Here is a 23,088-nt window from a genome sequence, read left to right on the forward strand (position 1 = left end):
AGGCGGTCGTCAAGTCCGAGGTCGACCACCCCGCCGACGACGACGTGCTGCGCAAGGTCTTCGAAGACCTCAAGGGCTCCGGCGTCGCCGTCACCGAAGGCGACGTCCGCATGAAGATGGCCGAGTTCATGGCCCAGGCCCGGGAAGAGGCGAAGGGCAAGAAATAGGGCCTTTCCCGAACGGCCCCACCTTCCCCGCTCATCCCGGCGAAAGCCGGGACCCAGGCAGAACCTTGAAGCCGCCAAGCTTGACGACGGCGGCGCTTCACTGGCCCTCTCCACCCTATGTTTGACGATAGCCGTGCTTTCGTGACCCGCGCCTTCTTACGGGCGGAATTAGACCTTGAGTACAAGGCTTGGGTCGATAGCGGCGACGACCTGCCTCTACTTACGCGCCTTCGCGAATGGGCGAACCGGCGTCAGCGGAATGAAGTCGCGGACGAGGGCGCATTTACGCAGACATTCCTGGTGGACACCTGGGGCTATCGCGATTCCGGGCGTGCCTCGCGCGAGCACGTGACCCTCCACCCGAAGCTCCGCATCGCCGGCGCCGGCGCCGGTGGCGGCATGGGCGAGGCCGACGCGGCCATGGGCTTCTTCGGGGACAATCCGCGAGCCGTCCCCCAGGTCCTCTGTGAGTTCAAAGATGTCCGATCAGGTCTGGACGCCCCGCAGAACCGCAAGGGCAACAACCGATCTCCGGTGAAACAGTGTCAGGACTATATCCGCGGGGCTCGCAAGGGGCTGTTCGGGAACGAGCCGGTTCAGCCTTGGTGGGGCGTGGTTACCGACATGAACGAGTTTCGCCTGTATTGGTGGGACCGCATGCCGCAACAGTACTTGCGGTTCGTCCTGCGGAGCGCGGGTGACCTCTTCGACGGTGCTTGGGACCTTCTGACAGAAAGCGACGAGGCGCGCTTCGACCGCTTTCTTTTCCAGCGCTTGTTCCACTGCGACCAGTTGCTTTCTCAGGGTGGCAAGCCGGCCCTTCTACGTCTGATCGAACGGCAGTGGGTCAGGGAGCGGCGCTTAGAGGGCGAGTTCTACGAACACTACAAGAGCCTACGCGAAAGGCTCTTCAATGTGCTGCTGGTCTCCAATCGCGGGTTTGCGGATCGAAGAACCGAACTGCTGCGGCTAACTCAGAAGCTGCTCGACCGCTTCATCTTCGCCTTCTACTGCGAGGACATGGGCGGCCGCATGGCCTTCCCGCCCCAGCTTATTCGCGATCGACTCAAGTCCCGCAGCATTGAGATCGACTACGAGCCGGAGGGTGATCAGCTCTGGGCCTATTTCCGTCGCCTGTTCCGCCTCATGGACACAGGTGGTCCGCTTGGGTTCCTTCGCGTGCCGCACATCAATGGCGGCCTATTCGCACCTGATCCCGAAATCGAAGCTCTCGAGCTGCCGAACCACGTCTTCGCCGCCGCGGGGCAGGGTGCCAACGATGCAACGCTAGAACGCGATAAGGACACGCTGCTCTACCTCTGCGCCCGCTACAACTACGCGTCGCGAGGAGATGCGCGCGAAAGCCTAAGTCTCTACACGCTGGGGCGCATCTTCGAACAATCGATCACTGAGCTGGAATATCGACAGGGCGAGCTCGAAGAGCGGGACACCGTTGTCGCTCTCTCGGAACGCAAGCGGAACGGCGTCTACTACACTCCAGAATGGGCGGTGAACCTGCTCGTCAAGTTCACTCTCGATCCGTGGTTCGCCGCGGCTCGGGGTGACGCCGGTCTTCCGCCCGAGGAGTCTGCCAATCCGCCGACGCTCGACGCCCTCCTCAGCTACGAGGATCGGCTGAGGCGCATCCGCATCGTGGACCCGGCCTGCGGCTCCGGCGCGTTCCTTATCTCCGCCTTCCGCCGTCTGCTGGACGAACGTGTGGCGCTTGCGCGCCAGATCGCACGGATCCGCGCGGGCGAGGCACTACCAGAAGTGGTGGAGGAGCCGCCGCTCATTGGGGAAATCCTAGAGAACAACATCTATGGAGTTGACCTCAATCCGGCCTCGGTCGAGATCGCCAAGCTGGCCTTGTGGCTACACTCAGCGCGCGCCGATTCCCCGCTCTCTTCCCTGGATCACACCATTCGGTGCGGCAACAGCCTCGTGGGGCCCGATTTCTGGCAGGGACGGACGGATGATCCCGATCTGAGAGATAGCGTCCGCGCGTTCGACTGGATGGCTGCTTTCCCCGAAGTGCACTCAGGGCGCGCGAACGGTGGTTTCGACATCGTCCTCGGCAACCCGCCCTATGTGAAGCGCCAGCATTTAGAGGCGGCAGCCCCAGAAGTCGCCGCATACCTGATGGCCTCACGAGGGGAGGACACTTATCAAAGCGCGCAGACCGCGAATTTCGATCTCTACCTGCCCTTCATCGAAAAGGGTCTTCGCCAGCTCGGGCCCGGCGGGAGGATGGGGTTCATCGCGCCGAACATGTGGCCGATCAACCAGTACGGTGAAGGCTTGCGCCGCATCGTGCGCGAGGGCCGCCATCTGGAGAGGTGGGTGGATTTCAAGTCCTATCAGGTCTTTCAGGATGTCACCGTCTACACCGCCCTCCAGGTTTTCAGCAGAGAACCGACCGAGGGTGTGCGCGTAGCGCCCGCTCCCGAGGGGGAAGGTCAGGCCGCGGCGGCCGACTGGAGCGATTCTGGGCTGCTCCTGCCCTGGTCGGGGCTCTCCGAACGCGGTGAATGGTTGATGGCGACCGGTCGTGAGCGGGCCTTCATCGAGCGGATGGCAGCGACGTGCAATCACCTCGGCTCGGCCAACGTGACCAGTGCGGTCTTTCAGGGCCTGATCACAAGCGCCGACGATCTCTATCATCTGCGGCGCATCGGTCATGGGCGCTACTGGTGCGAGCCCAACCCCCGCACCCGCAGAGGTGCTGCTCCACACGAAGTGGAAATCGAGGATGAGCTGATGAGGCCGCTCGTCTCCGGTCCGGAAGCCAAGCGCTACGAAGAGCCCGAAACCGATACATGGCTCTTGTTTCCCTACATGCGCGATGACCGGGGCGAGGTGCAATTGTGCACTGAGGCAGCACTCAGCGACCGGTATCCAAGAGCCTGGGCCCACCTTCAGAGGTGGGAGGCCGATTTGCGCGCGCGAGAGCGCGGAGCGTTCGACGACGCGGCTTGGTGGCGCTTTGGTCGGAATCAAAACCTCGACAAGCAGGACGGCCCGAAGCTGATTGTTGCGCAGACGGTTCCGTCGATGCGTGTTTGCGCGGACACGGTCGGGGACAAGTACCTCAACAATGTGCGTGTTAACGGCATTCTCCCTGCGCCCGGCGTTGATCAATTCTATCTCTTGGCTGTGCTCAACGGCCCGGTTGCAGACTACGTGTTTCGCCGGATCAGCAAGCCGAAGCAGGGCGGCTGGTTTGAGGCCAACCGTCAATTCATCGCGCCGCTTCCCATCCCTCCTGCTTCGGCGGAAACGGCTGCGGATGTGGCTCAGCGCGCGCGGGCCATACAGGGAAGTCGAACGCGACGGCGCGATTTGAAAGCCGCGTGCGAGGATCGGCTCGGCACGCTTGCCAGACGGCAGCGCGACGAGCGGTGGCTGTGGCCTACGCTGCCTGAGGTTTCAGACCTAGAGGAGCGGGCACCTCGCGGACTAAGGTCAAGATCGGACCGCCGCGCTTGGTCGCGAGCGCAATTGGATGAGGCGATAGAGCAACGTCTCGAAGCCTTGCAAGCTCGGCTCGCCACGGGCGACCCGCTGGAAGCGACGTTCGATGACGGAGAGCTCAAGCTTCTCTGCGGCGGGTCTCCCGTACTCGGCAACATCTATATCGATCAGGCCGAGGGGCGCGTCGTCTGCGCCTACTGGCGTTGGCTCCTGCTCAGCCGCGAATGGAGCGAAGCCGAGGATCTCGTGAAAACCCTGCGCCGCCCGCCTTTGGACGCGGAAAGCGCGGCGGTCTCACAGTTCGTAGAGCGGGTGGAAGCGCTGGCGCGGGAGAGCGCTGCCATCGAACAGGCCGAGCGAGAAATGGACGACCACTTGTTCGACCTCTACGGCCTGACACCGGAGGAGCGGCTTCTTGTGGAAAAGGATCGCGTTCGCCGCACCTGACCACCGAATCGGGGCTCAATCCGGCGCAGGTTAAGCATCCTCGAATCATGACTCGCACCCCCGCCCACCAGCTCAATCTCTTTAATGCGCCTAAGCCCAGCGCGGCCGAGCCGTTGCCGCCGGACCCTGATTTCGCGCGTAAGCACCTTGGCCTGCTGCTTCGCACCATCGAAATGGCCGAAGCACTCCCCTGGAGCCCACCACAGACCCGCACTTGGGAAATACTCTTTCCCCAGATAGCCCAAGCCCTGCCTGAGGGTGAACGCCAGGAGATGTGCGACGCATTCGCCGAGCATTTGGCGCGATTGAGGGCGTTAATGAGCTGATCGCCGGCGCGGAGTCGGACTTGCGGTTAGCGGAAAGCCGGAGACCGGGACTCAGTCCGTCGACCGCGGCGGCGTGGCATTCAGAGTTTCCCTTTCGCGTCATAGCGGGACCGCGACCTCCGGTCGCATCTGCCATCCCGCGCATTCCATGTTCTACTTTTGTTCATGGTCGCTTCCGACCCCATGACCGAGCGGCAGGGCCGCATGCTGGGGCGGCTGGCTGAGATCAATCTCAGCGCCGCAGAGATCCTGCATGGGCGGCTCGTCGTCGCGCAGAGCGATGAGGCGGCGCGCGACCTGGCGCTGGCGCTGCAGCGGGTGTCGCGCTCGGTGCGCCAGACGCTGCTGATGGAGGCCAAGCTGGCCCGCGATGCGCGCGCCGAGGCGCGCGCCGACGCGGCCCACGCCGAGAAGGCCCGCGGCGCCGAGGCCGAGGCGCGCAAGGCCAGCGTCCGCCAGGCGGTGGGCCAGGTGGCCATGGAGGCCTGCGAGACGCTGGACGCGGTGGACGACCTCTTGACCGACCTCGATGAGCATCTCGAGCTCTATGTGGCCTGCCACGATTTCGAAGCCGGCGGGGTCGAGGGCCTCGCCGCGGCGATCTGCAAGGACCTCGGCCTCGAGCCGAAGCCCGCCAGGCCGGCCGCCGACGAGCGGCCGAAGCTCGTCCAGGCGCCCGGCGGCGGCTGGGCGCCGGACAGCTCCTAGCCCGCGGGATCCCCCGGCCGAGGCGGCGGCGTCAGCCGTCCAGGCCGAGCCGGGCGGCCTCGATCACCGGGCGGCTGACCTTCTTCGGGACGATCTGGGACCAGGCTTCCAGCACCAGCTCGGCCAGCTCGGCTTCGTCGAGATGGCTGAGCTCGACATAGCTCCAATAGAGGGTGGCGACCGGGCACTTGGCGAAGGTGTCGGGGCGCACCTCGAACAGCAGCTCCTGATGGCCCTTGTCGAGCTTCAGGATCGCGCGGCCGCGCACCTGCAGGGCGAAGGTCTTGCGGCCCACGTTGAACCAGGGGTCGCCCTTGTAGGTGACCTCGTGGGCGCCCGGCAGGGCCAGGCTGAGGCGGCGAAGATCGTCGAGGGTGGCCATGGCTGGGGGAGCTTAGGGCGAATCCGCGGCGGCTTCACCTGGGCGAGACATGTAACCGGCCGAAGCCCGCCTCTACTCCGCCGCTTTCGCCGCCGGAGCCGCATCCTCGCCGAACACGCGCGCGAACACCCGGTCCACCGCCTTGAAGTGGTAGCCGAGGTCGAACAGCTCGCCGAGCTCGGCGTCGGAGAGCGTCACCTCCGGGTCGGCCTTGAGGAAGCCCAGGAAATCGCCCTCGCCGCGCCAGACCTTCATGGCGTTGCGCTGCACGGCCGCATAACTCGCCTCGCGGCTCAGGCCCTTCTGCGTCAGCGCCAGCAGCACCCGCTGGGAATGGACGAGGCCGCCCAGCCGGTCGAGGTTCCTGGCCATGGTCTCAGGATAGACCACCAGCCGGTCGACCACGCTCGCCAGGCGCCGCAGGGCGAAGTCCAGGTGGACGGTGGCGTCCGGAGCGATGCCGCGCTCGACGCTGGAATGGCTGATGTCGCGCTCGTGCCACAGGGCCACGTTCTCCATGGCCGGGATCACCGCCGAGCGCACCAGCCGCGCCAGGCCGGTGAGGTTCTCCGTCAGGATCGGGTTCCGCTTGTGCGGCATGGCGCTCGAGCCCTTCTGGCCCGGATCGAAGGGCTCCTCGGCCTCCAGCACCTCGGTGCGCTGCAGGTGGCGGATCTCGACGGCCAGCCGCTCGATGGAGGAGGCGACGACGCCCAGCGCGGCGAAATAGGCCGCGTGGCGATCGCGCGGGATCACCTGGGTGGAGACCGGCTCGACGGCCAGGCCCAGCTCGCGGGCCACATAGGCCTCCACCTCCGGGGCGACGTTGGCGAAGGTGCCGACGGCGCCGGAGACCGCACATGTTGCGATCTCGAACCTCGCCATGGCCAGCCGCTCCTTGGCGCGCTGGAACTCGGCGTAGTGGCCGGCGAGCTTGAGGCCGAAGGTGGTGGGCTCGGCGTGGATGCCGTGGCTGCGCCCGACGGTGGGGGTGAGGCGGTGCTCGAAGGCGCGGCGCTTCAGGGCGGCCAGCACCAGGTCGACGTCCTCCAGCAGCAGGTCGGTGGCCCGCGTGAGCTGGACGGCCAGCGTGGTGTCGTTGACGTCGGAGCTGGTCATCCCCTGGTGCAGGAAGCGCGCCTCGGGCCCGACGATCTCGGTGACGTGGGTCAGGAAGGCGATGACGTCGTGCTTCACCTCGCGCTCGATCTCGTCGATGCGATCGGCGTCCCAGACAGCGTCCTTGCCCTTGGCCCAGATGGTCTGCGCCGCCGCCTTGGGGATCACGCCGAGATCGGCCATGGCGGTGGCGGCGTGGGCCTCGATGGCGAACATGATGGAGAAGCGCGTCTGGGGGCTCCAGATCGCGGCGGCTTCAGGCCGGGCATAGCGCGGGATCATCGCGGCCGGGTGTGTCCCCGGCCGCGACGAAAGTCAACGCTACGGCCGGCGCGGGCTCAGTCCGCCTCGCCGCGGTCGGCGCGGGCCTTGGCCATGGCCTCCTTGAGGCCGAAGGAGGCCATGAGGTAGTGGGCGGCGGCCCACAGGCCGAGCGCATAGGCGATCAGGATGCCCTGGCGGGTGGCCAGCACCAGGGCGCCGTTGCAGGCGGCGGCCGCCGCAGCGCCGGCGGTCTTGGGCGCGATGCCGCCCGGGCACGCCGCCTGGAAGTCCGCCGGGTGGGCGGCGAAGAACCCGCCCAGGGCGTCGGCGAAGCCGGGGGCCGCGGGATGGGCGTAGTGGAAGGCCGCGAAGTGGTCGATCACCCAGCCGGTCAGCATCGGCCCGCCGCCCAGGCCGATCAGGTTGAGGAAGAAGAAGAGGATCGCCGTGGCGGTGGCCCGCCGGCGCGTCGGGACCATGTTCTGCACCACGCCGAACGTGGGGCCCAGGTAGGTGTAGGAGAAGATGCCCGGCAGGACGATGAGGGCCGCGGCCATCTGCCAGGAGGCCGAGGTGTAGACCGCCCAGATGATCGGATAGGCGATGGTGATGCCGATGGCCGGGACCAGCGCGTACCAGCGGGCGCCGGCCTTGGCCAGGCGGTCGGTGAGGAAGCCGCCGGAGAGCGTGCCGATCCCCTGGCCGATGCCCGCGGCCAGGCCGACGATCAGCCCGATCGTGCCGTAGTCGAGGCCGAAGGCGCGCCGGAAGTAGGGCGGCACGAACTGGCCCGCGCCATAGCCGCCCATGGAGACGAGCGTCACGCCCATGACCATGTGCAACACCGGCCACTTGCCGAACAGGGTGGCGACCACCGCGCCCATCTCGCGCAGCTCGGTAGCCAGGGTGGCCGGCGGCTTGGCCGGCTCGTCGACCACCACGTCCTCGGCGAGGCCGGGCCTGGCCACGGGCTCGGAGTGGCCGCGCGGCGGCTCCTTGATCAGGAGCTTGATGGCGATGGCCACCAGGAGGCCGGGGATGCCCACCACCATGAAGGCCGTGCGCCAGTCGAAGTGCTGCACCAGCTGGCCGCCGATCACCGCGCCCAGCATCGAGCCCAGGGGGATGCCGAAGGAGTAGATGGCCAGCGCCGAGGCGCGGCGCTTGGGCGCGTAGTAGTCGCTGATCAGGCTGTGGGCCGGCGGCGACAGGCCCGCCTCGCCGACGCCGACGCCGAACCGGTAGAGCGCCAGCGTCGTGAAGCTCGCCGCCGTGCCGCACAGGGCGGTGAAGGCCGACCAGATGACGATGGAGACGGCGATGATGTTGACCCGGCTGACCCGCTCGGCCAGCCGCGCCAGGGGGATGCCCAGGAAGGTGTAGAGCAGGGCGAAGAACAGCCCGCCCAGCATGCCCAGCTGGGTGTCGGTGATCTTCAGGTCCTCTTTGATCTTCTGCCCGATGGTGGCGATGATCGTGCGGTCGATGAAGTTGAAGGTGTAGGCGACGACCAGCAGCACCAGGACGAGCGTCTTGTAGCCCTCGGAATAGTCCGGGCGGGCCGTGGCGCCCGCGCCGCGCGCGGCCGTGCTCGTTGTGCTCGCCATGTCCGGAGTTTCCCCAACCCTTGTGATTTGCCCGCGACGTTAGCCGGGCCGGGGCGAGCGTGGGAAGGGGAAAGCGGCGCCCCGGTCTTGAGGCGGGGGCCTCAGGCCGCGGCTTCGGCTTCCCAGTGGGCGATGATCCCCAAGGTGGCGCTGCGGGCGAACAGGCGCTGCAGGTTCTGCAGGTTCTCCGCCAGGCCGCCGCCGCTCTCCGGATCGCCGCGCATCAGCTTCTCCACCGAGGCCAGGCGCCCGCCCTTCACCGCGCGGCAGAAGCCGCCGGCCTCAAGCTTGTTGACGTGGCGGCGCACGGTCTCGGCCGGCAGGCCGACGCGGCGCGACAGCTCCAGCATGGAGATCGGCGCGCGGCGGCTGTCGGGGATCGGGCCCTCCACCTGAAGGTCGATGGGGTCGAGCGAGGCGGCGTTGGCGCGGCCCATCTCCAAGAGGATCAGGCCCGACATCGGATCGCCGACGCCGCGCATCACCGTCTCGACCACCCGCAGCACATAGTCGCTGATCAGCCGGTTGGCGGCGCGGATCGGCGCGGCCCGATAGGTGGGCACGTCGTTGGGCCGCGGCGCCGTCTCGAACACGCCAAGCGCGCGCAGCTCGAAATAGAAGGCGCGCAGCCGCTCGTACCGCGCGGTCGCGGTGGCGAGGTAGAAGGGGTTGTTGACCATCTCGCCGGGCAGCACCAGTCCGCGCCGCGTGGCGATCAGGGCGCCGGCCTCGATGAACCGGGCGCAGCGGCGGCGCACCGTCTCGTAGGGCAGCTGCAGGGAGGCTGCGACGGCGTTGATCGACACCGGCCGGCGCAGGTCGTCCGGGGGCGTGTCGTCCAGCGTCGCGTAGCGGGCGGAGAGCTCGAGGTCCTGGCTGATAGGGGCGATGTTGGCCTGCAGCACCACCGACAGGATCAGGGGATCGACGATGTCGGTGGGCCCGCGGGCCATGCCCATGATGTCCAGGAGGAAGCCGATCGAGGCGCGCCCGATCCGCCACCACGGCGGGTTCTGGCCCACGCCGGCCGCCGGAAAGGGATGCGACGCCTCCATCGGGGGCAGGGTGACGGGGGAATCGAGTGGGGGCAAGATCAAGCTGGATTCCGGCTCGTCGTTCTCGCGCCCGCGCCCGGAACGTTCTCATTTTGCTCTCGGTGGATGCGGTGGTGTCCGCCGCTCTCGCCAAGGCTCACGCAGCCGGGGCGGGCAGCTTGAGCGGCGGCTTTATGCGGCGGCCTCGGTCGGCATCAGCTCGGTATCCACCGAGGCCTGCAGGGCGGGCGGATAGCGCGAGCCCGTCACCGTCTGGCCGTTCACCACGGCGTCGACCCGGGCGGCCAGCTCGGGCGACAAGGCGACCTCGGCGGCCGCGGCGTCTTCGCGCATGTGGTCCGGATTCGTGGTGCCGGGGATCGGCACGATGATCGGATCCCTGGCCAGCAGCCAGGCCAGGCACAGCTGCGCCGGCGTGCAGCCCGCCTCGTCGGCGATCGCCTTGAACCGGGCGTAGAGCTGGAGGTTCTGCTCCAGGGCGGCGCCTTGCCAACGGGGCATGGTCTTGCGGAAGTCGCTGTCCTCCAGCCTGGACGGGTCGTGGGCGGCGCCGGCCAGGAAGCCGCGGCCCACGGGCGAGAAGGCGACGAAGCCGACGCCCAGCTCGCGGCAGGCGTCGAGCACCGCGATCTCGGGATTGCGGGTCCAGGGCGAATATTCCGTCTGCAGGGCTGTGATCGGGTGGGTGGCGTGCGCCCGCCTGAGCGTCGCAGCCGAAACCTCGGAGAGGCCGATCGCCCGGATCTTACCGGCCCTGACCAGGTCGGCCAGGGCGCCCACGCTGTCCTCGATCGGCACGCGCCTGTCCCAACGGTGCAGGTAGTAGATGTCGATGACGTCGGTCTGCAGGCGCCGCAGGCTCACCTCGCACAGGGCCTTCAGCGTCTCGGGCCGCCCATCGATGCCGCGCTGAACGCCCGCGGCGTCGGTGATTCCACACTTCGAGGCCAGCACGAAACGGTCGCGATGCGGCCCCAGGACCTCGCCCACCAGCGTCTCGTTGTGGCCAAGGCCGTAGACGGCGGCGGTGTCGAAGAAGGTGTAGCCGGCGTCGAGCGCGCCCAGCAGCACGGCCTCGGCCCGCTCGCGCGGCGGGGGCGAGCCGTAGGCGTGCGAGAGGCTCATGCAGCCAAGCCCGATGGCCGAGACCTCGAACGGACCGATCCGGCGCGTTGGCATGGCGTGCTCCCTTCGAGGTCCCGGAATGACGGGGCGGCGGCGCCCACGTCAAGTCCGCGCCGGGAGGGGACCCCAATGAGGCGGCCCCGCGCGGCGGGGAGCCCTAGGAGGCCGGCCGACCTGCAGCGGGGTCTGCCACCTTGCGGCCCACCCCGTCCGCCGGCAGCCGCTCGCTGGGATTGCTGTCGTGGACGAAGCGGACGACCTTGCCCGAGGCGTCGCGCACGAACTGGAACGCCTCGGCCTCGCTGCCGTCCTTCCGCACCCGCCGGAACAGATCGCCGCCCTTCGGCTTGAGGATCGCCACCCCCTCGGCCGGATCGGTCGCCGGCAGCGTCAAGTAGGCGAGGCCGCCGGCCCACGGGACGATCACCGACTCCGAATCCCACGGCTGCTCGGCATAGCGGCCGGCGTACGCCTCCAGGTCGACGCCGGCCGCTGGCGCCGGGGCCTTGAACTCATAGGCCTTGCGCTTGTCCAGAAGGGCGAAGACCGCGAGCGCCCAATCGCCGGGGTCCTCCGCGGCGTTGTCCATCAGGATCACCGCGCGGCCGGTGGCAGGCTCCATCGTCAGGGCGCTCTTGTAGCCGGGGCAGGCGCCGCCATGCCCGACGTAGGTGTGGTCGTCCTTGTGCTTCACGCTGAAGCCCAGGCCACGACTGACCTCCCAGTCGGGATCGACGAACTGCACCCGCTGCATCTCCCGCAGGGTCGAGGCCTTCAGCACCTCCGGGGTCTCGGTCCGCAACAGGCGGAACTGCCAGGCGGCGAACGAGGCAAGGTCCTTCACGGTCGAGGTGTAGCCGGCGGCCGGGGTGAGGCCGCGCGTCTCGAACGGCGGCAGCAGGTCGCGCGAGCCGTCGCGCTTCAGGGCGCCGTAGCCGACGGCGAGCCGCGTCCCGTAGAGCGTCATCGGCATGAAGGTCCGCGTGTCGGCGAGCTTCAACGGGCCCAGCACGTGGCCCTGGACATAGGTCGCGTAGGGCTGGCCGGACACCGCCTCCACCGTCTCGCCCACCAGCGTCAGGCCGAGGTTGCTGTACTGGAAGTAGCGCGACGCCGGATAGTAGGGCGCCTGTTGCGCGATGGCCGCGCGCACCTGCACGCGTGTCGGGAAGGTGAAGCTCGGCCCGCTCCAATAGGGGAAGCTGGATTCGCGCGGCAGGCCCGACGAATGGCTCAGCAGCCCGCGCAGGGCAATCGGCCCGCTGTCGCCGGCCAGCGGCTTGAGCTTCGCCCACGGCAGGTAGGTCGTCACCGGCTCGTCGAGCCGCACCTGCCCGCCTTCGTAGAGCTGCATCAGCGCCACCGAGGTGAACAGCTTGGAGATCGAGCAGATCGAATAGATGGTCTCGGGCGTCGCCGGGACCTTGTGCGTCGCATCGAGGGTCCCGTAGCCCTTGGCCCAGATCAGTTGTTCGTCGGCCACCACAGCGGCGGAGATCGCCGGGATGTGTTGGTAGGCCTGGACGCTGTCCAGCCAGGCGTCGGTCAGGCGCAGCGCCTCGGCCTGGCCGGCGGCGTCCTTCGGATCGCGGGCAGGCGCGCCCTGTGACAACGCCGGTCCCGCGGCGGCGAGCAGGCTCAGCAGCGCCGCGCCGGCGCGGCCCATCGTCTTCAGCATGGTCATCCCCCAACCGCACCGCCAGGTCGCGGCGCGCTGTCTCCGCAGACTACATCGCCCGGGACAGCTGCCTAGCCTGCTCGCCCCCGTGATGGAGGCGCGGACCCAGTATGCCGTCCTCTGCCGCGACCTCCTGGGGCAAGGATGAGCGCGCGCTGGCCGCCTGGCTCTCGGACAAGGCGCCGTCTTCCGATCCGGCCGGGTGACCTCGCCGCGCTTCGCGCTGGGGGAGGATGGGCGTAGTCTCTGGGCAGCGGCGCCTGCAGATGCGCCGGCGATGATGGGAGGATGGGTCATGGCGAGCGAGACCTTGAGCGCGAGCCCTGTGGCGGAGCCGCTGGTGGGGGCGTGGGTGCGGCCGCGCAATCGGTGGCAGGGGGCGGACAACTCGATCCACACCGACGCCGTGGCCAAGAAGATCGGCATGCGCGGCGGGACGATCCCGGGCACCGTGCACCTGTCGCACTTCGCGCCGCTTCTGACCGAGCTGTTCGGCGCGCGGTGGCTGGCGCGGGGCGAGATCTCGATGTTCTACACCTTCGCCACCCTGGACGGCGAAGAGGTGCGCGCGCTGATCGAGCGGCCGGTGGGGGAGGCGGGTGAGGCTCCGCTGGAGGACCGCCAGCTCGTGGCGCGGATCGAGACGCCGGACGGCAAGGTCGTGGCCAAGGGGACGGTGGCCTGCGGGGCGCCGGCCGAGCCGGGCTATGTGCGCGGCCTGCCGCTAGTGGAGGCCCCGCGCGAGGAGATCCGCATCCTGGCCGCCATGACCCCGGGCCTGGTGACCGTGGAGAAGGACGGCTTCCTGGTGAAGGAGGGCGCCGATCCCGACGGCGTGCTGCGCGACCCGCAGGAGGTCTACCGCGCCCTGCAGCCCTATAGCCCCGGCGTGACGGTGACCGACGCGGTGGGCTTCTTCGGGGCGACGGAGATCCGCTGGCGGGCGGGGCCGGTGCGGACGGGGGTTCCTTATCGCAAGACCGCGCGGGTGGTCAGCGTGGGCGCGAGCCCCAAGACCGAGTTCGCCTGGTTCGATTCCGAACTGAGCGACGAGGACGGACAGGTGGTCGCGGAGATGCGGCACATGACGCGATGGATGAAGGTGTCGTCGCCGAAGTGGGCGGAGCCATCCTAGCTGTCATCTCGGTTTGGCGAAGCCAAGACCGGGACCCACGGCGTCGATGATGCAGGACGAGTGCGGCGTCGAGGCTGCGGGCCGACCCTGAGATCTGGCGATGGGGGTCCCGGTCTTCGCCTGTGGCGAAACCGGGATGACACGCGTTTATTCGTGCTCCGTTATTTTGTCAGCTCCGCGAGCTTGCCAACGGTGTTCCAGTTGCGGCCCGTTCCGCTGAGGCCTATGGCGCGCTGGACGATCGGGCCGGTGAGCTTGGACGTGCCCATGCCGGCGCCATAGGCGATGAAGAGGCAGGCCGGGCCGGCTTCGACCTGTTCGGGGCCGACGATCTTCTCGCGCAGGGCGGCGACGTCGGCGGGCTTGGGATCGCCCTTCAGGAAGGAGACGATCAGGCCGGCGGGCTTGGCCCGGGCCATCTCGGCGAAGGGGTTGGCCCGCAGCACGGCCGCGAGCTCGGCATGGGTGCGGACGAAGACCTCGGTGGTCAGGCCGAAGCGGGATTTCAGCGCCTTTTCGATGGCGGCCTCCACCGCGGCCGGTTTGGCGGCGGTTCCGATCACCGCCGAGCCGGCGGCGCCGAGGGTCTTGGGATCCTCGTAGCCGAGGCCCGTCAGCGCGGCCTTGAAATCGGCCATGGGCAGCTTGCCGGTCCCGCCGACGTTGACGGCGCGTAGCAGGACGGCAAGGCGGGCCGACCCCCGGGCGCTCATCTTGCGTCGGCCTCCCAGGCCTTGAACTCCGGGGTCTCCAAGAGGCGCTCGGCGTACTCGCCGCACCGCCCTGCGTCGCCGAAGTCCGACAGCCTGACGCCATAGGTGCGCAAGCGTGTGGCGACCGGGGTGAAAAAAGCGTCGGCGATCGACCATTGGCCGGCCAGGAACGGCCCGCCGTAGCGGCCGAGGAGCCCGCTCCACAGGGCGACGATGCGGCGGATGTCCTTGTGGGTGGCCTCCGACAGCTCGACGACGCGGGGCTGGGCGGCGAGGTCCATGGGGCATTCGCCGCGCAGCGATTGGAAGCCGGAGTGCATCTCGGCGGCCGCGGCGCGGGCCTGGGCGCGGGCAGCGGCGTCGGCGGGCCATAGGCCGGGGCTCTTCTCCGCCAGGTATTCGCAGATCGCCAGGCTGTCCCAGATGGTCAGGTCGGCGTCCTTCAGCACCGGCACCAGGCCGGAGGGCGAATGGAGGCGGATGGCGGCTTCGGAGGCGCCGTCCTCCTGGCGCAGTTGGATCAGGGTCTCGGTGAAGGCCAGGCCCGAGCGCCTGGCGACCAGCCAGGGGCGCAGCGACCAGGTGGACCAGGTCTTGGTGCCGATGACGAGTTCCATGGCGGGCTCCGGGCAGGTTGGGCCTTCGCTTTATGGCACTGGGCGGCGTCCGGAAAGCCTGCCTAAGGTAGGGAAAATACAGCGGTCCCGGGGAGGACAGGGCGATGGCCGAAATCGCGGCGCCGACCGGCGAGGCGCTGGTCGACGAGACCGGCGAACACGCCGCGCAGCCGACGGTGTCGGCCGCCTACCGGCGCTATGCGCTGTGGGTGCTGCTGCTGATCTATGTGGTCAACTTCCTCGATCGGCAGGTGATCAACATCCTGGCCGAGCCGATCAAGAACGACCTGCACCTGCTGGACTGGCAGGTGGGGATGCTCTCGGGCTTCGCCTTCGGCCTGGTCTACACCCTGCTGGGCTTCCCGCTGGCGCGGGCGGCGGACCGCGGCAACCGCGTCTGGATCATCTCCGGATGCCTCGCCGCCTGGAGCGGCTTCACCGCGGTCTGCGGCCTGGCGCAGAACTTCGGGCAGCTGGTGGCGGCCCGGGCCGGCGTGGGCGTCGGCGAGGCGGGCTGCACGCCCACGTCGCACGCCCTGATCGCCGACTATACGCCCAAGGAAAAGCGGGCCTCGGCGCTGGCCTTCTACGCCATGGGCACCCCGATCGGCTCGCTCCTGGGCCTCGCCATCGGCGGCTTCCTGGCCGACTCCTTCGGCTGGCGGACAGCCTTCCTGGTGGCCGCGGTCCCGGGCTTCGCCCTGGCGGTGCTGGCGCTCGTCACCCTGAAGGAGCCGCGCCGCAGGATCGCCCGCGCCGCCGCCCAGGTCGAGGGCGGCATGGCGACCTTCCGCGAGACCTTCCACTGCCTGCGCCAGAAGAAGGCGTACTGGTATCTCGCCTGGGCGGCGGGGATACGCTCGTTCCTGGGCTATGCCGCGGCGACCTTCTTCCCGTCCTTCCTGTATCGCAGCCACACCGCCGGCGTCGCCGCCCTCGCGCACCAGTTCGGGATGAAGCCGCAGACCTTCGTGGGCCTTTCCCTGGGGCTGATCGCGGGCGGGGCGGGGACGCTCGGCGCCTGGCTGGGCGGGCAGCTTGCCGACCGCTGGGGCAAGCGCGACCTTCGGGTCTATGGCTCCGTGCCGGCGATTTCGGTGCTGCTCGCCCTGCCCTTCAGCCTGGTGATCTACACCACGAGCTCGGCGAGCCTGGCGATCTGGCTGACCGCCGCCACCAACCTGCTGGGCTCGCTCTGGTACGGGCCGGTCTATTCGTCGGCCCAGGGCATGGTGCCGCCGAAGATGCGGGCGATGAGCGCCTCGATCATGCTGTTCGTGATCAACTTCCTCGGCCTGGTGCTCGGCGCGCTGGCGACCGGCGCCCTGGCCGACGTGCTCAACACCAGCTTCCACCTGGGCAAGGCGGAGGGCCTGCGCTGGGCGCTCATCCTGACGGTTTCGGCCGGATCGGTTTCGGCCCTGCTGTTCTGGCTGGCGCGCGGCCGGGTGCGCGAGGAGATGGTGAGCTAGGCCGCGGGCGTCGCTAGCTCTCGAGCCGGTAGCCGACGCCGCTTTCGGAGACGATGCGTTCGGCGCCGAGCTTCTGGCGCAGCTGGCCCATGTAGACGCGCAGGTACTGGATCTCGGCGCGCTCGTCGCCCCAGACGGCGCGAAGCAGGTCCTTGTGGCGCACCGTGCGGCCGAGCTTGAGGGCCAGTTCCGTGAGCAGGTCGAACTCCTTGGGCGAGAGCTTGACGGCCGCGCCGTGCTTGGCGACCGCGCGCCGACCGAAGTCGATGGTGACGTCGCCCGCGTGGATCACCGGCTCGGCGCCTCTAGCCTGGACGCCGTGGCGCAGGCCGGCGCGCAGGCGCGCCAGCAGCTCCTCCACGCCGAACGGCTTCTGCACATAGTCGTCGGCGCCGAGGTCGAGGGCCTCGACCTTGATCGCCTCGCCGTTGCGGGCGGAGAGCACGACGATCGGCGTGGTCCCGCGCTCGCGGATGTCGCGGATGACGGTGAGGCCGTCGCGGTCCGGCAGGCCGAGGTCGAGCAGGACGAGGTCGGGCGAATAGTGGGCGAACCAGCGCATGCCCTCGGCCGCCGTGCGGGCCGCAACCGGCCGGAAGCCGGCGAGCCGCAGGGTGGTCGTCAGCGCGGTGTTGAGGCTGGGGTCGTCCTCGACGACCAGCACGGTGGCGGGATCGGCGGTCGGGCTCATGCGGCGGCCGTGGCGGCCTGGGCCAGCGGGGCGATCAGCCGGACCCAGGCGCCCATGACGGCGCCTTGCGCGTCGCGCCGGGCGCCGGCCTCGAGGCGGCCGCCCTGGGCCTCCAGGAATCCCTTGGCGATGGCCAGACCCAGGCCCGTGCCCGGCGGGCGGCCGTCGCCGGCCACGCCGCGGGCGAACTTCTCGAACAGCAGCTCGGGCCGGTCGCCGAAGCCCGGACCCTCGTCGAGCACCTCGATCCAGCCGACGGGACCCTCAGAGCCCGCGCGGATATGCACGGGCGCGCCTTGCGGCGAATATTTGCCGGCGTTTTCCAGCACATTGGCCAGCGCGCTCTCGAACAGCGAGGGGTCGACCATGAGGGCGGGCGCGGCCTTGACCTCGTGGGTCAGGGCGTGGCCGGCCAGCGCCGCGGCGCTGCGCTTGAGGGCCTCGGCGACCAGGGCGGCGGGCGAGGTCGGCTCCGGCCGCACGGGGACGGCGCCGGCCTCGAGGCGGTTCATGTCCAGCAGGTTGCCGACCATGCCGGTCAGGCGCGAGGTCTCGGTCTCGGCGAGGGCCAGGAGTTCGTCGCGGTCCTGCCGGCGGCCGGCGAACTTCCTGAGGCTTTGCAGGGTGACCAGGATGGTCGAGAGCGGGGTCTTGAGGTCGTGGGAGACGGCGGCCAGCAGGTCGGCCTTGAGCTGTTCGCTGGCCTTCTGCACGCGGCTTTCCAGGAGCTGGCGGGCGTATTCCTCGCGGTCGAGGGCGACGGAGAGATAGCCGGCGACGGTGTCGACCAGCCGCTCCGGCGCCTCGGGCCGGCCCTGGTCGCGGCCCGAGATGGCCAGGCCGATGGCCACATGGGTGCGCTGCGGCGTCACCACCGGCCAGAAATCGAAGACCGCGGCCTCCACCGGATAGGCGCCGCCGCGGGTCGGCAGGCGCGAGGCGAGCGCCCAGCGGGCGGCCTCCAGATCGGCCTCGGTGAGGCGCGCGCCGCCGATCTCGGCCATCACCTGCATCTCCTCGGGGCCCGGCCACAGGATGACGACCGGGGTTGCGAAGAGCTGGTGCAGGGCCTCGGCGCCGGCGGTGACGATGCGCTGGCGGGTGGTGGCGCCGGCCAGCTCGCGGGCCAGCGTCTGCAGGGCCTGGGCCTGTTGGGTCGCCGCGTCGCCGGCCAGCGCCCGGCGGCGGGATTCGCCGGCCACCGCGCTGACGATGGCTACCGCGATGGTCAGCAGGATCAGCGCCCAGACATTGGCCGGATCGGCCACGCGCAGGGTGTAGAGCGGCGGGATCAGGAAGAAGTTGTAGGCGAAGACCCCGGTCACGGCGGCGACGAGGGCCGGGCGCCAGCCGAAGCTGACGGCGGCGATCAGCACCGGCAACACGAAGACCAGCGACAGGTTGGGCACGGTGACCAGCTGGGCGACGATCACTGCAGCGAGGGTGGCCAGGGCGACCAGCGCCAGCGACAGGCCATAGGCGGCCCACGGCGGCACGCGCTCCGGTCGAGCGGCGGGATCGGCGAGGATCGGCGTCATGGCGCGCTCCCTGACCTCAGGAGAAGGGTCGCGAACATCGAGCTGCAGACAAAGGCGCTCGAATGCGGCGGCGCAAGGTCCGGATCGTTTCGGCGGCGAACAACCACATGGGATTTTTATGCCGATCGGCGCGAGAAGCCGCGGCCCAGCAGCCGGGACTCGCAGCCCTCCGATGACCGCCACCGTGGCCGAACCCGCCAACCCACCGGCCAAATCCATCAAGACCTTCCTGGCGCTGGCGATGGCCTCGGCCGGCGTCGTCTACGGCGACATCGGCACCAGCCCGCTCTACGCCTTCAAGCAGTCGATCGCGCATCTGAAACGGGCCGGAGGGGCGATTCCGGCGGCCGACGTGATCGGCGTGGTCTCGCTGATGTTCTGGACCCTGATGGTGATCTGCACGGTGAAATACGTGCTGGTGCTGCTGCGCTTCGACAACCGCGGCGAGGGCGGGACCCTGTCGCTCACGGCGCTGGTGCAGCGGGCCGGGGGGCGCGGCGGCAGGGCTATCGTGATCATCGGCATGCTGGGGGCGGGCCTGTTCTTCGGCGACGCCATGCTGACGCCGGCAATTTCGGTGCTCTCGGCGGTGGAGGGCCTGAAGGTGATCCACGGGCTGAACGGTCGGATCGATCCTTTCGTCGTGCCCATCGCGCTCGGCGTGCTGGTCGGGCTCTTCATGTTCCAGCGCCGCGGGACGACGGACGTCGGACGCTGGTTCGGGCCGATCTGCGTGGTGTGGTTCGCGACCATCGCGGTGCTGGGCCTGGTCTCCATCACCCACGCGCCCAGGATCCTGATGGCGCTCGATCCGCTGGAGGGCGTGGGAATCTTCGCACGGCATCCGGTGCTGTCGCCGGCGGTGCTGGGCTCGGTGTTCCTGACCGTGACCGGGGCCGAGGCGCTCTACGCCGACATGGGCCACTTCGGCCGCAAGCCGATCCAGGCGACCTGGCTGTTCCTGGTCTTCCCCTGCCTGACGCTGAACTACCTGGGCCAGGGCGCGCTGATCCTCGGCGACGCCTCGGCGGCGGAGAATCCGTTCTTCCTGATGGCGCCGAGCTGGTTCCAGCTGCCGCTGGTGCTCCTGGCGACGGCGGCCACGGTGATCGCCAGCCAGGCGGTGATCTCCGGCGCCTTCTCGCTCACCCAGCAGGCCATGCAGCTCGGCTTGCTGCCGCGCATGACGCTGCGGATGACCTCGGAAGAGCATGCGGGGCAGATCTATGTGCCGCAGATCAATTGGATCCTGATGGTGGGCGTCGCCGCCCTGGTGCTCGGCTTCGGCTCGTCGGATGCGCTGGCCGACGCCTATGGCATCTCGGTGGTGGGGGCGATGATCACCTCCTCGGTGCTGGCGGTGGTGGCGATCCACCGGCTGAAGAAGCGGCCGATCTGGCAGGCGGCGCTGATCTTCTCGCCGTTCCTGATCGTCGAGGGGGCGTTCCTGGCGGCCAACCTGCTGAAGGTGATGCACGGGGGCTATGTGCCCCTGGCCATCGCCGGCGGCCTGATCCTGATCATGTGGACCTGGACGCGGGGGCTGGACCGGCTGGCCAAGGCCGAGGAGAGCGACCTGACCATGGCCGAGGTCATGACGATGCTGGCCGCCCGGCCGCCGATGCGGGCGCGCGGCACGGCGGTGTTCCTGACCCAGCATCCCGACAAGGTGCCGGTCTCGCTGATGCACAACCTCAAGCACAACCAGGTGCTGCACGAGCAGGTGGTGCTCTTGACGGTGAAGGTGGTGCGCAAGCCGCGCGTCGCCGACAGCGACCGGGTGGAGGTGCAGGACCTGGGGCCGGGCTTCAAGGCGCTGTCGCTGAGCTTCGGGTTCATGGAGCGGCCGAACGTGGCGCTCGGCCTGTCGCTGGCCCGCGCCAAGGGCCTGAAGTTCGACATCATGCGGACCAGCTTCTTCGTCAGCCGCCGCACCCTGCTGCCGCGCCCCTCGGTGGGCCCGGGCCACCTGCAGGACCTGCTGTTCGTGTTCCTGATGCGCAACGCCCAGCGCGCCGCCGACTTCTTCCAGATCCCGCCCAGCCGGGTGGTGGAGCTGGGGACGCAGGTGGCGTTCTGAGGCGCGCAAAATAGGAAGCCCCCGATCCTGGCGGGGATCGGGGGCTGGAGGAAGCGCCGGCGAGGCAGGTTCGGGGGGGCGTCGTGTCCAGGCCGGCGTGCCGAAAGAACGTCGTTCGTGAAAGCTCGTTCCGCCGATTCGACGACAAATCGACGGCTCCGGCAAAATCGGGAGAATCTTGCGTCGACAGGCGGGCGCCGGTGGAAAACTTGCACGTTCGGCTCTTGTCAGGGGCGGGACATGCTGTAGCGGTAGGCGCAACCCAGGACAGAGGGAGCGCCGGCCAGGCGCCGCAACAAGGAAGCACCATGCATCGCCACCTCCGCACGCTGTTCGTGGGCGTCGCCGCCTGCGCGCTGACCGCCGGCTCGGCGCTGGCCGCCCCCGGCCAGAAAGCCGCCGCCCACAAGACCGGGAGCCACGCCGCCATGACCACCGCCGGCCAGCCGGGATCGATCTTCGCCAAGGACAGCCCGCTGTTCCTGCAAGCCCCGCAGTTCGACAAGATCAAGGACAGCGACTTCGCGCCGGCGATCTATGCGGGCATGGCCCAGCAGCGGGCCGAGATCGAGAAGATCGCCAACAACCCCGCGCCGGCGACCTTCGAGAACACCGTCGTGGCCATGGAGCGCTCGGGCCGACTGCTGGACCGCGTGACCAGCGTGTTCTCCGCGCTCACCGGCGCCAACACCAATGACGCGCTGGACAAGATCGACGCCGAGACCTCGCCGAAGCTGGCCGCGCACCACGACGCCATCTACCTGAACCCCAAGCTCTTCGCCCGGGTGCAGGCGGTCTATGAGCACCGCGCGGCGCTGAAGGACCCCGAGGCGCGGCAGCTGGTCACCGTGACCTATGACGAGTTCGTCCATTCCGGCGCCAAGCTCAAGGGCGCCGACCAGACGCGGCTGAAGGCGATCAACGAGCGGCTGTCGAGCCTGGGGACTTCCTTCCAGCAAAAGCTGGTGGCCGCGGCCAAGGCCGGCGCCTATGTCACCGACGACAAGTCCAAGCTCGCGGGCCTCTCCGAAGCCCAGGTCGCCGCCGCGGCCCAGGCGGCCAAGGCGCGCGGCCTCGACGGCAAGTGGGTGCTGCCGCTGCAGAACACGACGCAGCAGCCGCTGCTGCAGGACCTTTCCGACCGGGCGGTCCGCGAGGAGCTGTTCAACCACTCCTGGACGCGGGCCGAGAAGGGCGACGCCAACGACACCCGCGCCCTGGTCGCCGAGGAGGCCCAGCTGCGCGCCGAGAAGGCCAAGCTGTTCGGCTATCCGAACTACGCCGCCTACGTCCTCGAGAACCAGATGGCCAAGACGCCGGAGGCCGTGCAGGCCTTCATCGGCAAGCTGGCGCCGGCGGCCGGCGCGCGGTCGGCCCGCGAAGCCGCCGAGATCCAGAAGATGATCGAGGCCGGCGGCGAGACCTTCAAGCTGAAGCCGTGGGACTGGGAGCGCTATTCCGAGCGGGTCCGCAAGGCGAAGTATGACCTGAACGACGAGGAGCTGAAGCCCTACTTCCTGCTCGACAAGGTGCTGACCGACGGCCTGTTCTATGCCGCGAACCAGCTCTACGGGATCACCTTCAAGCCGCGCACCGACCTGCCGACCTGGAGCCCGGACATGAAGGTGTTCGAGGTGCACGACAAGGACGGCACGGTCCTGGGCCTTGCGTACTTCGACTACTTCAAGCGCGACAACAAGTCGGGCGGCGCCTGGATGAGCAACCTCGTGGGCCAGTCGAAACTGCTGGGCACGAAGCCGGTGATCTACAACGTCGCCAACTTCACCAAGCCCGCGCCCGGCCAGCCGGCGCTGATCAGCTTCGACGACGTGACCACCATGTTCCACGAGTTCGGCCACGGCCTGCACGGGCTGTTCGCCAGCCAGAAATACCCGACGCTGTCGGGGACCAACGTGGCGCGCGACTTCGTGGAATTCCCCTCGCAGTTCAACGAGAACTGGGCGCTCGATCCGAAGGTGCTGAACCACTACGCGGTCCACTACAAGACCGGCGCGCCGATCCCGCAGGCGCTGGTCGCCAAGATCAAGAAGGCCTCGAGCTTCAACCAGGGCTACACGATGGGCGAGCTGATCGCGGCCGCCGAGATGGACATGCAGTGGCACATGCTGGGCGCCGATGCGCCCAAGCAGGACGTCGACGCCTTCGAGACCAGGGCCCTGAAGGCCGGCGGCGTCGACTATGCCGACGTGCCGCCGCGCTACCGCTCGAGCTACTTCCTGCACATCTGGGCCAACGGCTATGCGGCCGGCTACTACGCCTATCCCTGGACCCAGATGCTGGCCGACGACAGCTTCGACTGGTTCACCCAGCATGGCGGGCTGACGCGGGCCAATGGCGAGCGCTTCCGCCAGCTCATCCTGTCGAAGGGCCACACCCTGGACTATGGCCCGATGTTCCGCGCCTTCTACGGCAAGGACCCCGACATCGGCCCGATGATCAAGCACCGCGGCCTGGCCGGCGACGACTAGG

At 69.0% G+C, this 23,088-nt stretch carries 18 protein-coding genes; 8 read left to right on the plus strand and 10 right to left on the minus strand.

Annotated features, from left to right (window positions below):
* The 4 genes from VGT80_RS12380 to VGT80_RS12395 form a co-directional block, all read left to right on the plus strand.
* Positions 1 to 167: ATPase inhibitor subunit zeta (locus tag VGT80_RS12380; RefSeq protein WP_327456241.1), on the plus strand; the 167-nt coding region annotated here is incomplete at its 5' end.
* Positions 168 to 308: 141 nt separating this feature from the next.
* Entirely contained in the window at positions 309 to 4,088 is a 3,780-nt protein-coding gene (locus VGT80_RS12385) for an Eco57I restriction-modification methylase domain-containing protein (RefSeq protein WP_327456208.1), read from the plus strand.
* Positions 4,089 to 4,135: 47 nt separating this feature from the next.
* Positions 4,136 to 4,414: a hypothetical protein gene (locus VGT80_RS12390; RefSeq protein WP_327456210.1), complete on the plus strand. Its 279-nt coding sequence runs from the start codon at positions 4,136 to 4,138 to the stop codon at positions 4,412 to 4,414.
* A 165-nt stretch (positions 4,415 to 4,579) separates the two neighbouring features.
* Positions 4,580 to 5,122 (plus strand): hypothetical protein, encoded by a 543-nt coding sequence (locus VGT80_RS12395; RefSeq protein ID WP_327456212.1) that lies wholly within the window; start codon positions 4,580 to 4,582, stop codon positions 5,120 to 5,122.
* A gap of 31 nt (positions 5,123 to 5,153) precedes the next feature.
* On the opposite strand, the gene VGT80_RS12400 is transcribed toward VGT80_RS12395, so the two are convergent.
* The 6 genes from VGT80_RS12400 to VGT80_RS12425 form a co-directional block, all read right to left on the minus strand.
* Positions 5,154 to 5,504 carry an MmcQ/YjbR family DNA-binding protein gene (locus VGT80_RS12400; RefSeq protein ID WP_327456214.1) on the minus strand — a complete coding sequence of 117 codons (351 nt, stop codon included), beginning with the start codon at positions 5,502 to 5,504 and terminating at the stop codon, positions 5,154 to 5,156.
* A 72-nt stretch (positions 5,505 to 5,576) separates the two neighbouring features.
* The gene (purB, locus tag VGT80_RS12405) at positions 5,577 to 6,905 is read right to left on the minus strand and encodes an adenylosuccinate lyase (RefSeq protein WP_327456216.1); all 1,329 of its coding nucleotides are present in this window, start codon (positions 6,903 to 6,905) and stop codon (positions 5,577 to 5,579) included.
* 56 nt (positions 6,906 to 6,961) lie between these two features.
* Positions 6,962 to 8,494, minus strand: a complete 1,533-nt coding sequence (locus VGT80_RS12410) for an MFS transporter (RefSeq protein ID WP_327456218.1) — start codon at positions 8,492 to 8,494, stop codon at positions 6,962 to 6,964.
* A 101-nt stretch (positions 8,495 to 8,595) separates the two neighbouring features.
* A complete protein-coding gene (locus VGT80_RS12415) occupies positions 8,596 to 9,591 on the minus strand; it encodes a winged helix-turn-helix domain-containing protein (RefSeq protein ID WP_327456220.1) in 996 nt (331 codons plus the stop codon).
* A gap of 129 nt (positions 9,592 to 9,720) precedes the next feature.
* A complete protein-coding gene (locus VGT80_RS12420) occupies positions 9,721 to 10,728 on the minus strand; it encodes an aldo/keto reductase (RefSeq protein WP_327456222.1) in 1,008 nt (335 codons plus the stop codon).
* A gap of 103 nt (positions 10,729 to 10,831) precedes the next feature.
* Positions 10,832 to 12,352, minus strand: coding sequence for a serine hydrolase domain-containing protein (locus tag VGT80_RS12425; protein ID WP_327456224.1), 1,521 nt, complete (start codon positions 12,350 to 12,352; stop codon positions 10,832 to 10,834).
* A gap of 295 nt (positions 12,353 to 12,647) precedes the next feature.
* On the opposite strand from VGT80_RS12425, the gene VGT80_RS12430 reads away from it, so the two are divergent.
* Positions 12,648 to 13,487: a hypothetical protein gene (locus VGT80_RS12430; protein WP_327456226.1), complete on the plus strand. Its 840-nt coding sequence runs from the start codon at positions 12,648 to 12,650 to the stop codon at positions 13,485 to 13,487.
* Between the two features lie 161 nt (positions 13,488 to 13,648).
* Here the strand turns inward: VGT80_RS12430 and VGT80_RS12435 are convergent, their stop codons facing one another.
* Together VGT80_RS12435 and VGT80_RS12440 are read right to left on the minus strand one after the other, a co-directional pair.
* Positions 13,649 to 14,200, minus strand: a complete 552-nt coding sequence (locus VGT80_RS12435; protein ID WP_327456227.1) for a DUF1697 domain-containing protein — start codon at positions 14,198 to 14,200, stop codon at positions 13,649 to 13,651.
* Positions 14,197 to 14,817: a glutathione S-transferase family protein gene (locus VGT80_RS12440; RefSeq protein ID WP_327456229.1), complete on the minus strand. Its 621-nt coding sequence runs from the start codon at positions 14,815 to 14,817 to the stop codon at positions 14,197 to 14,199. The genes VGT80_RS12435 and VGT80_RS12440 overlap by 4 nt, the downstream gene beginning before the upstream one ends.
* A gap of 104 nt (positions 14,818 to 14,921) precedes the next feature.
* Here VGT80_RS12440 and VGT80_RS12445 point away from each other — a divergent pair, with 104 nt between their 5' ends.
* Positions 14,922 to 16,289, plus strand: coding sequence for an MFS transporter (locus VGT80_RS12445; RefSeq protein WP_327456231.1), 1,368 nt, complete (start codon positions 14,922 to 14,924; stop codon positions 16,287 to 16,289).
* A gap of 13 nt (positions 16,290 to 16,302) precedes the next feature.
* Here VGT80_RS12445 and VGT80_RS12450 read toward each other — a convergent pair whose 3' ends face one another.
* Complete coding sequence (locus VGT80_RS12450; protein WP_327456233.1) at positions 16,303 to 16,980, minus strand: response regulator transcription factor; 678 nt, start codon at positions 16,978 to 16,980, stop codon at positions 16,303 to 16,305.
* Positions 16,977 to 18,518, minus strand: a complete 1,542-nt coding sequence (locus tag VGT80_RS12455; RefSeq protein ID WP_327456235.1) for a DUF4118 domain-containing protein — start codon at positions 18,516 to 18,518, stop codon at positions 16,977 to 16,979. The genes VGT80_RS12450 and VGT80_RS12455 overlap by 4 nt, the downstream gene beginning before the upstream one ends.
* Positions 18,519 to 18,690: 172 nt before the next feature.
* Here VGT80_RS12455 and VGT80_RS12460 point away from each other — a divergent pair, with 172 nt between their 5' ends.
* Both VGT80_RS12460 and VGT80_RS12465 read left to right on the plus strand, forming a co-directional pair.
* Positions 18,691 to 20,598 (plus strand): potassium transporter Kup, encoded by a 1,908-nt coding sequence (locus VGT80_RS12460; protein ID WP_327456237.1) that lies wholly within the window; start codon positions 18,691 to 18,693, stop codon positions 20,596 to 20,598.
* A 308-nt stretch (positions 20,599 to 20,906) separates the two neighbouring features.
* Entirely contained in the window at positions 20,907 to 23,087 is a 2,181-nt protein-coding gene (locus tag VGT80_RS12465; RefSeq protein ID WP_327456239.1) for a M3 family metallopeptidase, read from the plus strand.
* Position 23,088 lies beyond the last annotated feature (1 nt).

The sequence above is a fragment of the Phenylobacterium sp. genome (assembly GCF_035944335.1).
In the GTDB taxonomy this organism is placed as follows: domain Bacteria; phylum Pseudomonadota; class Alphaproteobacteria; order Caulobacterales; family Caulobacteraceae; genus Phenylobacterium.

Excerpts from the sequence above, each read along its gene's own strand:
- VGT80_RS12445 (WP_327456231.1), top strand. The coding sequence starts at position 14,922 with ATGGCCGAAATCGCGGCGCCGACCGGCGAGGCGCTGGTCGACGAGACC.
- VGT80_RS12450 (WP_327456233.1), bottom strand. The coding sequence starts at position 16,980 with ATGAGCCCGACCGCCGATCCCGCCACCGTGCTGGTCGTCGAGGACGAC.
- VGT80_RS12390 (WP_327456210.1), top strand. The coding sequence starts at position 4,136 with ATGACTCGCACCCCCGCCCACCAGCTCAATCTCTTTAATGCGCCTAAG.
- VGT80_RS12455 (WP_327456235.1), bottom strand. The coding sequence starts at position 18,518 with ATGACGCCGATCCTCGCCGATCCCGCCGCTCGACCGGAGCGCGTGCCG.
- VGT80_RS12410 (WP_327456218.1), bottom strand. The coding sequence starts at position 8,494 with ATGGCGAGCACAACGAGCACGGCCGCGCGCGGCGCGGGCGCCACGGCC.
- VGT80_RS12460 (WP_327456237.1), top strand. The coding sequence starts at position 18,691 with ATGACCGCCACCGTGGCCGAACCCGCCAACCCACCGGCCAAATCCATC.
- VGT80_RS12440 (WP_327456229.1), bottom strand. The coding sequence starts at position 14,817 with ATGGAACTCGTCATCGGCACCAAGACCTGGTCCACCTGGTCGCTGCGC.
- VGT80_RS12425 (WP_327456224.1), bottom strand. The coding sequence starts at position 12,352 with ATGCTGAAGACGATGGGCCGCGCCGGCGCGGCGCTGCTGAGCCTGCTC.
- VGT80_RS12465 (WP_327456239.1), top strand. The coding sequence starts at position 20,907 with ATGCATCGCCACCTCCGCACGCTGTTCGTGGGCGTCGCCGCCTGCGCG.
- VGT80_RS12420 (WP_327456222.1), bottom strand. The coding sequence starts at position 10,728 with ATGCCAACGCGCCGGATCGGTCCGTTCGAGGTCTCGGCCATCGGGCTT.
- VGT80_RS12395 (WP_327456212.1), top strand. The coding sequence starts at position 4,580 with ATGGTCGCTTCCGACCCCATGACCGAGCGGCAGGGCCGCATGCTGGGG.
- purB (WP_327456216.1), bottom strand. The coding sequence starts at position 6,905 with ATGATCCCGCGCTATGCCCGGCCTGAAGCCGCCGCGATCTGGAGCCCC.
- VGT80_RS12430 (WP_327456226.1), top strand. The coding sequence starts at position 12,648 with ATGGCGAGCGAGACCTTGAGCGCGAGCCCTGTGGCGGAGCCGCTGGTG.
- VGT80_RS12400 (WP_327456214.1), bottom strand. The coding sequence starts at position 5,504 with ATGGCCACCCTCGACGATCTTCGCCGCCTCAGCCTGGCCCTGCCGGGC.
- VGT80_RS12435 (WP_327456227.1), bottom strand. The coding sequence starts at position 14,200 with ATGAGCGCCCGGGGGTCGGCCCGCCTTGCCGTCCTGCTACGCGCCGTC.